Source organism: Filimonas zeae, from assembly GCF_014641615.1.
Taxonomy (GTDB): Bacteria; Bacteroidota; Bacteroidia; order Chitinophagales; family Chitinophagaceae; genus Filimonas; species Filimonas zeae.
Genome location: NZ_BMIB01000004.1, coordinates 87462 through 102283 on the forward strand (window position 1 = coordinate 87462; position 14822 = coordinate 102283).

The window sequence follows — 14822 nt, forward strand, 5'->3', positions numbered from 1 at the left end:
TCTAATGCCTTAAAAGCAGATTGGATGACCTGTAATTAGTGAAGGTCATGCAAAGTTAACCTAATTTTCCGGTTTGAAAAAAAAGGGGTGTTAAAAACGGAGAGGTACCGCAATTACATATCGTTGACAATTTTTTTGTAGCTGGTAACTACGCCCTTTATTAAAGAAGAGCTGAAACCCTGATGCTCCATTTCGTTTAACCCGGCAATAGTACAGCCTTTAGGTGTGGTAACTTTATCTATTTCCTGCTCCGGATGGGTATGTTTGGTCAGCAGCAGTTCCGCCGCGCCTTTTACGGTTTGGGCAGCAATCAGCGAGGCTGTGGCTGCGTCAAAACCAATTTCAATACCGCCCTGAATATTGGCGCGGATATAACGCATGGCGTAGGCAGTACCACAGGCACCCAGTACCGTAGCGGCATCCATCAGCTTTTCTTCAATCAGCACCGTTTTACCCAGCTGATCAAACAAGCCCTTTACAAACTGCTCCTGCGCAGCAGAAGCTTTGTGACGGGAAATACAGGTAATACTTTCACGGATGGCGATAGCGGTATTAGGCATAGCGCGGAACAGCGTAAACTCCTCTCCTACTACCTCCTGCATGTCTTTTACCCATATACCGGTGATAACACTGATGAGTACATGACGTTTGGGGTCCAGATCAGGCTGTAACTGCTCCAGAATTTCTTTTACCTGAAAAGGTTTTACGGCCAGTATAAGCCAATCGGCATACCGCACCGCTTCTGTATTGTTATTGCTCACCAGCACGCCTTTTTCTTCCAGCGGCTTCAGCGTGGCAGTATTTCTTTTGGTAACGATGATATGCTGTGGCTGTATATAACCACTGCTGATTAATCCTTCTGCAATAGCAGTTCCCAGGTTCCCCCCGCCAATGATGGCTATTTTGTTGCTCATGGTTTTGGTTGTTATACGAAGAGATCAAATTTACCAAATCTTACCCGCTTTCAGATAGTTGCGTACGTAATCATCCACACCTGCTTCCAGCGAATAGAACGGTTCGTTATAACCAGCGTCCTGCAGCTTCTTCATGTTAGCTTCGGTGAAGTATTGATATTTATCGCGGATATCTTCGGGCATATCTATAAACTCAATATGCGGTTCTTTATCTAAGCCTGCGTAGGTAGATTTTACCAGATCTATAAAAGAACGGGCCTGGCCGGTACCCAGATTGTAGAGTCCGTTGCTGGCCTTTGTATCAGGCTGCGCACTTTGCTCCATCAGCCAGTACATCACCTTTACCACATCTTTTACATATACAAAATCGCGCAGTTGCTCGCCATCTTTAATGCCTTCGCGGTGACTGCGGAACAGTTTTACCACACCGTTCTGCTGAATCTGGTTGAAGGAGTGGAAGATTACGCTGGCCATGCGCGCTTTATGATATTCATTGGGGCCGTATACGTTAAAGAATTTCAGGCCCGCCCAGAACGGCGGCTGTTCTGTTTGCTGTAAGGCCCATTTGTCAAATTCATTTTTACTTACACCGTAGGGGTTTAACGGCTGTAATTGATTTACTACTTCATGCGAATCATCGTAGCCCAGTTCGCCTCCGCCATAGGTAGCAGCGGAAGAGGCATATACCAGCGGCACCTGATGCAGGGTGCAGTATTTCCACATATCTATGGAGTACTGCACATTCAGTTCTTCATGAATAGCATAGTTAAACTCGGTGGTATCGGTGCGGGCGCCGAGGTGGAACACAAACTGTAGTTGCGGCCGGGCAGTTTCGAGCCAGTTGAAGAACGACTGGCGCTCCACTGTGCGGAGGAAGGTTTTGCCTTCCCAGTTGGAGCGTTTCTTTTCCTCGCCAAAATCATCTACCAATATCAGGTTTTCAAACCCTTTGCTGTTAAGATACTGTACCATACAGCTGCCGATGAACCCGGCGGCCCCTGTTACAACAATTACCTGCTGACCTGCTGCTATTTCCTGTGATTCAAACATATGCCCGTTTTGCAGGCGCAAACCTACGTTTTAATAGCCAAAAGCGGGCAGCCAGCCGGGTGCAACCTGGGGATATAACCGGCTAAAGCGTTAGAAAATCAACAGCTATTCATGCATTCACCCAGTATCATCCCGGGAGATGGGTGCAAGGAACTACGTAGCATTTGTGAAGGAGCGGCGGGTTAGACACGGACCTGACATGGACTTAACATGGACTATACATGGAGAAACCTGCCGGCGGCTGTATGCCTGTTCACCGCTTACCGGTATCCAGATTCGAATTTCTCATTAAAATATTTCATATGTTTCAATAATTTCTAAAGAAACGATTGAAACTAACGTTAATACGGATAAAAAAATCAACATTTTTGAATAAACGCGGCTTTTTTTTCGCATTTTTACAGAAGGATATTGTTATTTGTTCCAAATTGTCTTTGTTTTGTCAACAGAAAAAATTTAAACACTTATGTCATTACGATTTCAGGCGATCAATGACCTCACCGGTGCAAAAGAGGTTGCTGTAGCCAGTACAACCAAAGTAACTGCCATCTTTGGCGAGAACGTTTTTACCCTTAAAACCGCCCGCGAATATTTAAGCGATGAAGCTTATAAAAGCTTACAAGCAAGCATTAAAGGAAGTAAAAAAATTGACCGTACTGTTGCCAACCAGATTGCTAATGGCATAAGAGCCTGGGCTCAAAGCAAAGGCGTAACACACTACACACACTGGTTTCAACCTTTAACAGGTACTACTGCTGAAAAGCACGATTCTTTCTTTACCCTGAAAGGTGACGGAACTGCAATTGAAGAGTTTGACGGCGCTGCGCTGATTCAGCAGGAGCCTGATGCTTCTTCTTTCCCTAACGGTGGTATCCGTGCTACTTTTGAAGCACGTGGTTATACTGCATGGGACCCTTCTTCTCCTGCATTTATTATGGAAATTGGTTTAGGCAAAACTTTATGTGTACCTACCATTTTCGTTTCTTATACCGGCGAACTGCTGGATTACAAAGGTCCTTTGCTGAAAGCACTGGAATCCATTAACAAAGCAGCTGTAGACGTTTGTAACTATTTTGATAAAAACGTTACCAAAGTAACTCCTACACTGGGTTGGGAACAAGAGTACTTTGTAATTGACGAAGCACTGGCTAACGCCCGCCCTGACCTGGTTCAGTGTGGCCGTACGGTGTTTGGTGCCTCTCCTGCCAAAGGTCAGCAACTGGAAGATCACTACTTCGGTTCTATTCCTGAAAGAGTGTATGCTTTCATGCGCGACTTTGAAGAAGAATCTTACAAACTGGGTATTCCTTTAAGAACCCGTCACAACGAGGTGGCACCTGCTCAGTTTGAGTGTGCGCCTATATTTGAAGAAGTAAACATTGCGGTGGACCATAACGTTTTGTTAATGGACATTATGAGCCGCGTTGCCAAACGTCACAGACTGCGCGTACTGTTACACGAGAAGCCATTTGCAGGCATCAACGGTAGCGGTAAGCACAACAACTGGTCTTTAGCTACCGATACCGGCGTTAACCTGCTGGCTCCAGGTAAAACGCCTAAGACCAACCTGATGTTCCTTACTTTCTTTGTGAACACCATTAAGGCTGTACATGATTATGCTGATCTGTTGAGAGCTTCTATTGCTTCTGCAGGTAACGATCACCGCCTGGGTGCCAACGAAGCGCCTCCTGCTATCATTTCTGTATTTGCCGGTCAATACCTGGCTAAAGTACTGAGCGATATTGAAACCAGAGTAGGTGATAAATTCGACGAGCAAGACGAAGCTATCCTGAAACTGGATCTGCACAGAAGCATTCCTGAACTGCTGCTGGACAATACCGACCGTAACAGAACTTCACCGTTCGCGTTTACCGGTAACAAGTTTGAGTTCCGTGCGGTAGGTTCTAACGCCAACTGTGCTAATGCGATGACTGTTCTGAACACCATCATGGCGCAAACCCTCAAAACATTCAAGAAAGATGTGGATGCTTTGATTGAGAAAGGCGACAAGAAGGAAATTGCTATTATGCACGTTATTCAGAAGTACATTGTTGAAAGCAAAAAAGTACTGTTTGAAGGTGATGGTTATAGCGAAGAGTGGGCTAAAGAAGCGGAAGGACGTGGCCTGGCCAACGTTAAAACCACTCCGCTGGCACTGGACGCAATGGTTACCGACAAAGCGAAGCATTTATACGAAGCTTGCGGCGTTTTAACGCACACCGAGCTGGAAGCCCGTCATGAGATTGAGCTGGAAAACTACATTAAGAAAGTACAGATCGAAGGTCGTATTATGGGTGATCTGGCTATTAACCACATCCTGCCTGCGGCTATCAACTATCAGACTACACTGGCCAACAACATCAGCGCTATCAAAGCTACCGGCTTACCTGAGAGTGCTTATGCCAGCCAGCTGACTATGCTGAAAGAAATCTCCGATCGTATCAATATCATCTACACCAAAGTAAATGAAATGGTAGAAGCACGTAAAAAGGTAAACAACCTTACCGATACACGTGAAAAAGCCATTGCTTACGAAGCAGAGGTAAAAGCTACGTTCTTCGATGAAATCCGTTACCATGTAGACAAATTAGAACACCTGGTAAGTGATGAAGACTGGACTTTACCAAAATACAGAGAAATGTTACTGTTGCGCTAATTACGTAACAACCGGTTTTACAATACAAAAAGCCGTTCCACTACCCTGTGGAACGGCTTTTTTGTTATACCTCTAAAGAAAACCGGTTCGCCGAATGTGATATACGAAGAAGATGGTAGATAAAGAAAATCGGTATTTTTAAACAGCAGTAACAAGTAAACTGCGCCTCTATAAAATCTAAACATATGAAGAAGTTCATTGCCGGTGTAGCAGTGGTATTATCACTTGCTACCGCTTTTCAGAGCAACGCTCAGGATGGCGACAGAATGGCCAGAATGAAGGAAAGACAAAAGCAGTTACTGAAAGACAGCGTTCAGTTAAGTGATGAAAAAATTGAGAAGGTGCTTGCTGTTCAGGATGAGTTTCGCCCTAAGCAAAGGGAGATTTTCATGGATCAGTCGCTGGATCAGGCCGCTAAAGAAGCAAAACTGAAAGCATTACAGGAAGAGCAGAAGAAGAAGCTGAAAGGTGTGTTAACGGATGAGGAAGCTGCTAAGCTGGAAGCATTTCAGGAGCGTAACAGAGGCCGTATGGGCCCTGGTGGCGGACGTGGTGGCCGCGGTGGCGGTGGTGGCCGTCCTGGTGGACAGGGTGGTAATGGTGGCGGAGCACCAACCCAGAATTAAACACTACACAAAATCTCTACCTCTATTCACAAAGCGTCTGCGTATTCAGGTATGCAGGCGCTTTGTTTTACTACCTTCCAAACTCCGACATTGATACCGTTCTACCAGTTGCCCTGAGCCATCTTAGAGAACAATAGTTTCATGTCCGTAAAAACAAAAGGCTATAACCAGAGTTACAGCCTTTGTGTATGAAAATCATTTATTCAATAAACAGGAGTTACCACTATTTCATCTGGAAGGTTTCCAGGAACTTGGTATTGAAGTTACCGTTTCTGAAATCTTCGTTCTGCATCAGTTGCAGGTGAAAAGGAATAGTAGTTTTTACGCCTTCAATTACATACTCACTTAATGCGCGGTACATGGTGCTGATAGCCTCATCACGGGTGCGTGCTACAGTAATCAGCTTACCAATCATAGAATCGTAGTAAGGAGGAATTACATAGCCTGCATACACGTGGCTGTCTACCCTTACACCATGGCCACCTGGCGTGTGTAATACGGTAATTTTACCGGGTGAAGGACGGAAATCGTTATACGGGTCTTCGGCGTTAATACGGCACTCAATGGCGTGCATCTGAGGCTCATAGTTTTTACCTGAAATTTCCTCACCCATAGCAATCTTCAGTTGCTCTTTAATCAGATCGAAGTTGATTACCTCTTCGGTAACGCAATGTTCTACCTGAATACGGGTGTTCATTTCCATGAAGTAGAAGTTGCGGTGCTTATCTACCAGGAATTCAATGGTACCTACGCTTTCATAGTTAATGGCTGCTGCTGCTTTAATAGCAGCCTCACCCATTTTCTGGCGCAGTTCGGGCGTCATGAAAGGAGAAGGTGATTCTTCTACCAGTTTCTGGTGGCGGCGCTGTATAGAACAGTCACGCTCGCTCAGATGGCATACTCTGCCATATCTGTCGCCCGCAACCTGAATTTCGATGTGACGGGGCTCTTCCACGAATTTCTCCATGTAAATGCCATCGTTCTTAAACGCTGCTGCTGCTTCTGCTTTGGCAGTGTTGTATGCTTTTTCCAGTTCAGATTCTTCCCAAACCACACGCATACCTTTACCACCACCACCGGCGGTAGCTTTCAGAATTACCGGGTAACCTACCACGTTTTTAGCCAGGTGCCTTGCTTCATCCACGCTCTGCAACAAACCGTCGCTGCCCGGAATTACAGGTACCCCTGCTTTAATCATGGTTTCTTTAGCGGTAATCTTGTCCCCCATTTTGTTAATCATTTCGGGGGTGGGGCCTATGAATTTAATACCATGTCCGCCACAGATCTGGGCAAACTTGGCATTCTCGGCCAGAAACCCGTAACCGGGGTGTATAGCGTCTGCATTGGTAATTTCTGCAGCAGCCATAATATGAGGGATATTCAGGTAGGATTCACTGCTCTGAGGACGACCTATACAAACTGCTTCATCTGCAAACTTCACGTGCAGGCTGTCTTTATCGGCAGTAGAGTAAACAGCCACGGTTTTGATGCCCATTTCACGGCACGTACGGATAACGCGTAATGCAATTTCTCCGCGATTGGCTATGAGAACTTTTTTAAACATTTACTTTAGTAGTTTAGTCAGAACTTCTTTTAGTAGTCAAAAAAAAGAAGCCATCGGCAACCCGTTCATAGTTATGACCGGGAAACCGATGACTTAATATGACTTATTAAGCTGGTTCTACAAGGAATAAAGGCTGGTCAAATTCAACCGGGCTTGCATCATCTACAAGCACTTTTACCACTTTACCGCTGATTTCAGCTTCAATTTCGTTAAACAGTTTCATGGCCTCGATAATGCACACAGTTTTACCTGGTGCAATTTCGTCTCCTACCTCTACAAATAAAGGCTTATCAGGAGAAGCACGGCGGTAGAAGGTACCAATCATTGGACTTTTGATGGTAACCAGGTTATCTGCCGCTTTAGGCGCAGTTGCTTCAGCAGCAGCACCGCTGGCAGCCGGTAAAACAGCAGCAGGGGCAACCGCTGGCAATGCAGCAGCAGTATATACAGGAGCGGATGGCGCAGCGTACACAGTCTGTACCTGGTCTTCCTTCTGTTTAATAGTAATTTTGAAATCTTTTTCCTCTATGCTCAGTTCGCCGATATTGCTCTTGTTAATGATTTTTATCAGCTCCTGAATCTGTTTGAAGTCCATATGCTCTTTTTTGGGGGTTCTTTGTTATATTCCAGTTTTTAGCTAAAGGGGAGGCAAAATAGCCATTTTTCACTTAAAATCAGCTTTTTTCCTATACCCGCAAAAGCAAAATCCCGCGTTCCCCGCGGGATTTCAATCCGGTAACTAATTACTCTTTTACTCTTTCTACGTACTCACCGGTTTTGGTGTTAATACGGATTAGTTCGCCTTCGTTTACAAACAGTGGCACGTTAACAGTGGCACCTGTTTCAACGGTAGCAGGCTTCAGTGCGCGGGTAGCGGTATCGCCTCTTAAACCCGGCTCGCAATAAGTAACCTGCAATACAATTTTCTCGGCCAGTTCTGCACCAATCGGCTGTTCGCTTTCAGTATTGATAAATACAAACACTTCAGAACCATCTTTCAGAAACTGAGGAGCATCAATCATTCCATCGGCCAATATAATCTGCTCAAAAGTTTCGTTGTCCATCAGGTTAAAACCAGACTCATCTTTATACAGGTACTGATACGCTTTTTTCTCTACACGTACCGGAAAAATGGTTTCACCACTGTTCCAGGTTTTTTCGATAGAGCGGCTGTTATCCACACCTTTTAATTTAGCCCATACCTTGGCTGCTGCACGGGCCGTTTTGTTTTCACCGAATTCTACCACTGAGTATAAACTGCCGTCCAGTTTTAATATCATACCGCGGCTGATATCTGATGTAGTTGCCATAAAAAGATTTTGTAATTTTTTAATTTCCGTTGCCGGAAAACCTGGCAAAAGTAGGGATTACAGGGCAAAAACCATCAACACGCATTTTTCTGAGAAAACAGATATCCGATATTTGAATAAAATATGTTGAGATGCGAAAACTGATACTGGCTTTTTTACTGATGACAGGCGTTGGAAATTTTGTTCAGGCACAGCAGAGCGACAGCAGCGCCCCCTACCGGAAACGCCCCACCCTGCCTACTTTTCAGATATTACAGAGTGATAGCACCTGGTTTACAGATAGTAAGATACCCGCAGGCCGCCCGGTGGTAATTGTGTACTTCAGCCCGGAATGCGGCCATTGCCAGCTGGAGGCGGAAGACATTGTAAAACACATGAATGAACTGAAAAATGCCTTTTTTGTAATGGTAAGCTACCACTCACCCCAGGATATCGGAGGTTTTGCGCATAAATACCAACTGGAAGGTTTGGATAACGTACGTTTAGGCCGCGACACAGAATATTATCTGCCCAGCTTTTACCAGGTTACCCAAACGCCTTTTATAGCCGTTTACAATGCCAAACATCAGTTGGTAGATATTTTTCGTAACGGTGCGGGTGCCGAAAAGCTGGCTAAAGCTATTAATAAGCGCCAGGGCGATAATAAAAAAGCCAGTCGCAAAAAACAATAACACGCAAAGGACTACAGGGGGAAACAGATGTTTCCCCCTAACTTTATAAATACATACATTTATTAACCTTAACACTATAAACGGGTAATACTATGAAAGTAACAGTTGTTGGAGCCGGTGCCGTAGGCGCTACTACGGCCGATAATATAGCCAGAAAGGCATTATGTGAAGAACTGGCATTGCTGGATATTAAAGAAGGAATTGCAGAAGGAAAGGCGCAGGATATATCTCAAACGGCTGCACTGCTAGGCTTTGATACCCGCATTACCGGCAGCACCAACGATTATTCAAAAACCGCCGGCTCTGATGTGGTGGTAATTACTTCCGGTTTACCCCGTAAACCCGGCATGACGCGGGAAGAACTGATAGGCGTAAATGCAGGGATAGTAAAAGGCGTAGCAGAAAACATTTTACAATACTCTCCCGAAGCTATTATTATAGTAGTAAGTAACCCTATGGATACCATGACGTATCTGGCCCTTCAGGCTACAGGATTACCCAAAAACCGCATTATAGGCATGGGTGGCGCGTTAGACAGTGCGCGGTTTAAATACCAGCTAAGCAAACACCTCGGGGCCAGCCCTGCCGACCTTAACGCTATTGTAATTGGTGGCCACGGCGATACTACCATGATACCGCTTATCCGCTACGCCACCTGGAACAGTATACCGGTAACCAGCCTGTTAAGTGCAGAAGCACAACAGCAGATTGTAGCAGACACCATGGTAGGCGGCGCTACTTTAACCAAACTGATAGGCACTTCTGCGTGGTACGCACCCGGCGCAGCAGCCGCTTCGGTAGTACAAAGCATTGTACGTGATGAGAAAAAACTGATAGCCAGCTGCGTATCGCTGGAAGGAGCTTATGGCCAAACAGATATATGCCTGGGCGTACCGGTAATTATTGGCAAAACCGGCTGGGAAAAAATAGTGGATTATCAACTGAATGCAGAAGAGCAGGCACTGTTTAACAAAAGTGCTGATGCGGTTAGAAGCATGAATGATGTGCTGAAAACGCTGTAAATGATATTCTTATTTCTGATAACAAAGGCTGCCTCTGCGCAGCCTTTGTTATTAAATATGTAGGGTTTCTTTAGCACCGGTTGCTGCAACAACAATTTTGGGCATGCGCGCAACGAAAACCCTATGGCGGTTTTCATACTACCAAACGATTCATCCATGAAAAAGGCACTTACTTTTCTTGTGCTTGCTGTTGCCATTCTAACTACCTCCTGTATAAAAGAAGCCAATGCGCCTGAAAACGAAATGACTACGTGCCCCGCAACGGGCCTTCCGTCTACTTATCTGGGCAAATGGAAGCTGGCAGGTGAAATGAAGCCTACAGGCGAAAGCAAATGGGAAGCTGTTAGCAATGGCTTTGAGCTTAACGTAAAAGCAGACAGCACTTACACTGTATCTACTGCTGACGATTTTATTATAGGCACCGGTGGACGGGTAGATTTCCGTAACAAAAGTACCTGGTTTACCAACTATTCGCATGGCATACGTAGTGTGGTACCAGAGGCTAACGTTTACTTCAACTCCAACTGCGATACCTTTTACATGGTCAGTTATGTAGCCTCTAAAGATCTGGCGGCGCTGAAGTTTGCACGCATAAAATCAGTAGGCACCGTTCAGTAAATAAAATATCGTTTACAGGTCGTTGCTATATAACGTGGGTATATTAAAATGCTTGAAGCTAATGCCCTCCCTGGCACTTTTACTGGCCACTCAGGAGCCTTTTTCCGCAGCCGCTGCTATATCCCGTATATGCTGCAGATTCATACATTTAAAATGCCCCCTGGGGCATTTTTTGTATCCTATTTTACTACAGGGGCGGCAGGAAAGGCCTTCTACTTCAAATAAGGTGGAGGATACTTTAGCATCGCCGTAATAAGGCGTCATACCAAAGTCGGGCACGGTGTTACCCCAGATAGAAATAACCGGCTTTTTAAAGGCTGCTGCTATGTGCATAAGCCCGGTATCGTGGGTTACTACTATTCGGGCATTTCTTACCAGGCAGGCGCTTTCATTCAGTTTAAACTTACCACAGGCGTTGTAAATTTTCACACGATCAACAGATGCAATTTCTTCGCCCTCTTCCCTGTCTTCCGGGCCACCCAATAACACAATGGGGCGGTTTGTTAACCGGCACAGTTCCTTTAGCTTTTCTACAGGTAGTTTTTTGGTATTCAGGGCAGCGCCAATTACCACACCTACATAACCAGCCTGGTGGCTCATAGGCAAATCACCGGCATCTACTTCATCCTGTTTGGGTATAAAGTAATCCAGGCCACGGCCATCATTCTTTACACCCAGATGCGCTACAGTGGCCAGATATCTGTCTACTATATGTTCTTTGGGTAACCTGTTTATTTTAAGGAAGGAAGTAAACAGCCACTTTTCAATATTCAGTTTGGGAAAAGAAACGTTTTTTACTTTACGTAAGGCACGCTTTACGCGCAGGGTACGCAGGTTTTTATGCAGGTCTACCACCAGATCAAACTGTTCTGCCTGTAGTTCTGCAATCATCGCTTCCCAATCATCACCCAGCACATGCACCTTATCTACATAGGGATTGGTTTCCACCAGCCCCCTGAACGATTTTTTAGTAAGATAATGTACCGTAACGTCCGGCAACTGCTGCTTCAGGCAACGCATTACCGGTGTAGTTAAAACAATGTCTCCTATGGAGGAAAAGCGGATAACCAGTACTTTCATCTATTCTTCTATATAATTCAGATCTTTACCAAAAGTTTCTTCCAAACGGGTGAGCGCCCATATAGCTACTGCAAAAACCACAATGCCCACCGTTATATTGGCCCACATAGAGCTATAATGCAGCCGGTACTTTAAAAATTCGTAGGCCAGGTTAATCACCACCACCGTACCCCGCACAAAGTTAGGTGCTGTATTGGTAACGGTGCTGCGTATATTGGTGCCAAAGCTTTCTGCGGCCACGCTCATAAACACTGCCCAATAGCCTACAGCAAAGCCCAGTATTAAAATAAGTCCGTAAAACCATATATGTCCACGTGGTGCCAGCAGGTAAAAGGCTACAATGCCTGCTATGGAAGTAACCATAAAAATCCAGATAGCTTTTTTACGGCTACGCAGGTATTGCGATAATAAGCCACAGGCAAAATCGCCAAAGGTAAGGCCCAGGTAAGTAAGCATAATAGCATTTACCGGCACCGTTTTTCTTTCCGCTTCCGAAAACTGTAACCCCATAGAATCTGCCAGTTCGGGCGAATACTTGGCGTACAACTGCACCACATACCAGAGGGGAACGGCTACAAATACCACTCCCAGATATTTCATTAAGCGCTGCTTATTGGTAAATATGAGCCGGAAACCACCCTTTTGCGCGTGGCTGTTTTTCATGTGCTCAAACATGCCCGACTCCATAATGCCTACACGCATTAACAGCAACACTACACCCATACCGCCACCTATAAAATAGCAGATGCGCCAGTCGCCTACCCATTTTACCACAAAGCCGCCTACAACCGCCCCCAGTATACCGGTGCCTGCTACAAAGGCAGTACCTAAGCCGCGCTTTTCTTTATCCAGCAGTTCGTTTACCAGTGTTACGCCCGCCCCCAATTCACCCGCCAGGCCAAAGCCCGCGGCAAAACGCAGCAGTGCGTACACACTTACATCGGTAACAAAACCATTGGCAATATTGGCAAGCGAGTAGGTAAGTATAGAGCCAAAGAGTACTGATAAGCGACCTTTTTTATCCCCCAGTATGCCCCAGAAAATACCACCAACCAGCATACCTATCATCTGCCAGTTATCCAGCATCAGCCCCATGCGTTCAATATCTTCTTTGGCAGTAATGCCAATATCTTTTAAACTGGAGGTTCGTATCATGCCAAACAGTAGCAGATCAAAAATATCTACAAAGTAGCCCAGCGCAGCTACCCATACCACCAGGCTGGAAAGGGTGTATTTTTTCGACATCTGAAGGTGAAATTAAACAAGCAACCGTTATATGTTTTAGTTCTGTTCCTGTCCGGTAGCAGAAGTACCAACAGGCGACTTTTTACCAAATACAATTTTAAATAACACCGGCAGGGTGGTAACCAGTACAATTACCAGCGTAATGCCTTCGATATGATCTTTTAAGCTGAAGCCGAATTTATCAGCTACCCAGCCCTGCAGAAAATGCCCGCCCAGCATCATAGAAGTTACCCAGCATACACTGCCTAAAACATTATACAGGAAGAAAGTGCTTTTGTCCATTTTTACCACACCGCCAATAATGGGGGCAAACGTGCGTATGATGGGCAGAAACTTGGCCAGGAAAATAGTACCCTTACCATACCTTTCATAAAAATCCTTAGCCTTATACATGTGTTTTTTCTTGAACAGAAAGGTGTCTTTTCTTTCAAACAGCATAGGGCCGGTTTTGTAGCCAAACCAGTAGCCTACCATATTACCTATTACAGAGGCAATAATTACCATAAGAATAATAAACACATAGTGCAGGCCAAAAAACTCAGTAGCCAGCTCTTCCATGTACAAACCTGCCGCAAATAATAAGCTGTCGCCCGGCAAAAAAAAGCCGAGCAATAATCCTGTTTCCGCAAAAATAACCAGCAGCATTACATACAATCCACCGTTATGAATTATCCACTCAATAAACTGCTGAATCATTCCTTTTTCCATACAATTTTTGTTTTTTTTAAAGGCTATTTGGTTCCGGGGCCAGTTCTCCCTCCCACTTGCTTACTACCGTGGTTGCCAGGGTATTACCCAGTACGTTGGTAGCAGTGCGGAACATATCACAGAAATGGTCAATCGGCAAAATCAGCGCTATACCTTCAGGCGGTATATTAAACATGGTGCAGGTAGCGGTTACCACTACCAGTGAGGCCCGCGGTACACCGGCAATACCTTTGCTGGTAAGCATTAACACCAGCAGCATTGTAAGCTGCGTACCCAAATCCAACGGAATATGGTACGCCTGGGCAATGGCAATACTCGCAAACGTCATATACATCATACTGCCATCCAGGTTAAACGAGTAGCCCAACGGCAGAATAAACGATACTATTTTATTTTTACAGCCAAAGCGTTCCAGCTCTTCTGTAAGGCGGGGGAACACTGCTTCGCTGCTGGTAGTGCTGAAGGCGATAAGCAAAGGATTACCTATATGCTTAAACAGGCTTATCATCCGCTTGCTACCCAGTATCAGAAAACCTACCCCCACCAGTACTATCCATAAAGCAGCTATACCAATCAGAAAAGCCAGCATATAGCCACCGTAAAACTTAAACACTTCAAACCCTCTCTCAGCCACCACTGCTGCCAATGCACCAAACACCCCTATGGGCGCAAAGTACATTACATAGCCTACCATTTTTAATATAATGTGCGCCGCCACATCCATAGCATGTACCACGGGTTTGGCAAACTCACCCATAGCTGCTGCTGCCAGCCCAAAGAAAATGGCGAATACAACTATATGTAATATTTCATTGGCAGCCATTGCCTCAAACACGCTTTTGGGGAACACATGCTTTACAAAATCTTCCAGTGAAAATTTCTTAGCCGTACCTACCAGATCACTGGCAGCACTGGTATCAGCAACAGACAATTCAATTAAACTGCCCGGCTGGGTAATGTTTACCAGCAGCAGGCCTAATAGCAGTGAAACCAGCGAGGCAGAAATAAACCATAACATGGCTTTGCCACCTACCCTGCCTACTGTTTTTAAATCGCCCAGTTTGGCAATACCTACCACCAGCGTGGTAAATACCAGCGGTGCAATTACCATTTGCACCAGCCTTAAAAATATAGTAGTTAATAACTTAATATCTTTTGAGAACGCCGCAATTCCCGCTGGGGAAACATTTGTGTGTATAATATAACCTACACCCATACCCAGCGCCATAGCTATGATAATGAATGCGGTAAGTCTGTTTTTTTTCGTCATGCAGGCCCTTTATAGTTGCGCAATATAGCATTAAATGGCAAAAAGCCTTACGCAGCGGCCGTTGGAACGGGGGAAAAATACCCACATC

The 14822-nt window shown here is 45.2% G+C and carries 14 protein-coding genes; 5 read left to right on the top strand and 9 right to left on the bottom strand.

Translation table 11 applies throughout. The features are described 5' to 3' along the window. Positions 1-113 precede the first annotated feature (113 nt). Complete coding sequence (proC, locus tag IEY13_RS19115; RefSeq protein WP_188955196.1) at positions 114-914, bottom strand: pyrroline-5-carboxylate reductase; 801 nt, start codon at positions 912-914, stop codon at positions 114-116. Positions 915-944: 30 nt separating this feature from the next. Continuing rightward, positions 945-1964: an ADP-glyceromanno-heptose 6-epimerase gene (gene rfaD, locus IEY13_RS19120; protein ID WP_188955197.1), complete on the bottom strand. Its 1020-nt coding sequence runs from the start codon at positions 1962-1964 to the stop codon at positions 945-947. A 466-nt stretch (positions 1965-2430) separates the two neighbouring features. On the opposite strand from rfaD, the gene IEY13_RS19125 reads away from it, so the two are divergent. Beyond that, positions 2431-4620 (top strand): glutamine synthetase III family protein, encoded by a 2190-nt coding sequence (locus tag IEY13_RS19125; RefSeq protein ID WP_188955199.1) that lies wholly within the window; start codon positions 2431-2433, stop codon positions 4618-4620. A 185-nt stretch (positions 4621-4805) separates the two neighbouring features. Next, the gene (locus IEY13_RS19130) at positions 4806-5246 is read left to right on the top strand and encodes an EMC3/TMCO1 family protein (protein ID WP_188955201.1); all 441 of its coding nucleotides are present in this window, start codon (positions 4806-4808) and stop codon (positions 5244-5246) included. 223 nt (positions 5247-5469) lie between these two features. On the opposite strand, the gene accC is transcribed toward IEY13_RS19130, so the two are convergent. From accC to efp, 3 genes are all read right to left on the bottom strand, one after another. Next, positions 5470-6810: an acetyl-CoA carboxylase biotin carboxylase subunit gene (accC, locus tag IEY13_RS19135; protein WP_188955203.1), complete on the bottom strand. Its 1341-nt coding sequence runs from the start codon at positions 6808-6810 to the stop codon at positions 5470-5472. A 106-nt stretch (positions 6811-6916) separates the two neighbouring features. After that, a complete protein-coding gene (accB, locus tag IEY13_RS19140; RefSeq protein WP_188955205.1) occupies positions 6917-7405 on the bottom strand; it encodes an acetyl-CoA carboxylase biotin carboxyl carrier protein in 489 nt (162 codons plus the stop codon). A gap of 148 nt (positions 7406-7553) precedes the next feature. Next, positions 7554-8120 (bottom strand): elongation factor P, encoded by a 567-nt coding sequence (efp, locus tag IEY13_RS19145; protein WP_188955207.1) that lies wholly within the window; start codon positions 8118-8120, stop codon positions 7554-7556. A 131-nt stretch (positions 8121-8251) separates the two neighbouring features. On the opposite strand from efp, the gene IEY13_RS19150 reads away from it, so the two are divergent. From IEY13_RS19150 to IEY13_RS19160, 3 genes are all read left to right on the top strand, one after another. Further along, positions 8252-8791, top strand: coding sequence for a TlpA family protein disulfide reductase (locus IEY13_RS19150; RefSeq protein ID WP_188955209.1), 540 nt, complete (start codon positions 8252-8254; stop codon positions 8789-8791). A 92-nt stretch (positions 8792-8883) separates the two neighbouring features. Then, positions 8884-9813, top strand: coding sequence for a malate dehydrogenase (gene mdh / locus IEY13_RS19155; RefSeq protein ID WP_188955211.1), 930 nt, complete (start codon positions 8884-8886; stop codon positions 9811-9813). A gap of 156 nt (positions 9814-9969) precedes the next feature. Beyond that, positions 9970-10431 (top strand): hypothetical protein, encoded by a 462-nt coding sequence (locus IEY13_RS19160; RefSeq protein WP_188955213.1) that lies wholly within the window; start codon positions 9970-9972, stop codon positions 10429-10431. Between the two features lie 90 nt (positions 10432-10521). On the opposite strand, the gene IEY13_RS19165 is transcribed toward IEY13_RS19160, so the two are convergent. Genes IEY13_RS19165 through IEY13_RS19180 form a run of 4 tightly spaced genes read right to left on the bottom strand, consistent with a single transcriptional unit; the run spans position 10522 to position 14734 of the window. After that, entirely contained in the window at positions 10522-11511 is a 990-nt protein-coding gene (locus IEY13_RS19165; RefSeq protein ID WP_188955215.1) for a glycosyltransferase family 9 protein, read from the bottom strand. Further along, positions 11512-12756 carry an MFS transporter gene (locus tag IEY13_RS19170; RefSeq protein WP_188955217.1) on the bottom strand — a complete coding sequence of 415 codons (1245 nt, stop codon included), beginning with the start codon at positions 12754-12756 and terminating at the stop codon, positions 11512-11514. 36 nt (positions 12757-12792) lie between these two features. Next, a complete protein-coding gene (locus IEY13_RS19175; protein WP_188955219.1) occupies positions 12793-13464 on the bottom strand; it encodes a DedA family protein in 672 nt (223 codons plus the stop codon). Positions 13465-13480: 16 nt separating this feature from the next. Beyond that, positions 13481-14734, bottom strand: a complete 1254-nt coding sequence (locus IEY13_RS19180) for a dicarboxylate/amino acid:cation symporter (protein WP_188955220.1) — start codon at positions 14732-14734, stop codon at positions 13481-13483. Between the last annotated feature and the right edge of the window lie 88 nt (positions 14735-14822).

Bases quoted from the DNA above. Each gene is read 5' to 3' on its own strand.
- proC (WP_188955196.1), bottom strand. From the start codon at position 914: ATGAGCAACAAAATAGCCATCATTGGCGGGGGGAACCTGGGAACTGCT.
- IEY13_RS19165 (WP_188955215.1), bottom strand. From the start codon at position 11,511: ATGAAAGTACTGGTTATCCGCTTTTCCTCCATAGGAGACATTGTTTTA.
- IEY13_RS19130 (WP_188955201.1), top strand. From the start codon at position 4,806: ATGAAGAAGTTCATTGCCGGTGTAGCAGTGGTATTATCACTTGCTACC.
- mdh (WP_188955211.1), top strand. From the start codon at position 8,884: ATGAAAGTAACAGTTGTTGGAGCCGGTGCCGTAGGCGCTACTACGGCC.
- efp (WP_188955207.1), bottom strand. From the start codon at position 8,120: ATGGCAACTACATCAGATATCAGCCGCGGTATGATATTAAAACTGGAC.
- accB (WP_188955205.1), bottom strand. From the start codon at position 7,405: ATGGACTTCAAACAGATTCAGGAGCTGATAAAAATCATTAACAAGAGC.
- IEY13_RS19125 (WP_188955199.1), top strand. From the start codon at position 2,431: ATGTCATTACGATTTCAGGCGATCAATGACCTCACCGGTGCAAAAGAG.
- accC (WP_188955203.1), bottom strand. From the start codon at position 6,810: ATGTTTAAAAAAGTTCTCATAGCCAATCGCGGAGAAATTGCATTACGC.
- IEY13_RS19150 (WP_188955209.1), top strand. From the start codon at position 8,252: ATGCGAAAACTGATACTGGCTTTTTTACTGATGACAGGCGTTGGAAAT.
- rfaD (WP_188955197.1), bottom strand. From the start codon at position 1,964: ATGTTTGAATCACAGGAAATAGCAGCAGGTCAGCAGGTAATTGTTGTA.
- IEY13_RS19180 (WP_188955220.1), bottom strand. From the start codon at position 14,734: ATGACGAAAAAAAACAGACTTACCGCATTCATTATCATAGCTATGGCG.
- IEY13_RS19175 (WP_188955219.1), bottom strand. From the start codon at position 13,464: ATGGAAAAAGGAATGATTCAGCAGTTTATTGAGTGGATAATTCATAAC.
- IEY13_RS19160 (WP_188955213.1), top strand. From the start codon at position 9,970: ATGAAAAAGGCACTTACTTTTCTTGTGCTTGCTGTTGCCATTCTAACT.
- IEY13_RS19170 (WP_188955217.1), bottom strand. From the start codon at position 12,756: ATGTCGAAAAAATACACCCTTTCCAGCCTGGTGGTATGGGTAGCTGCG.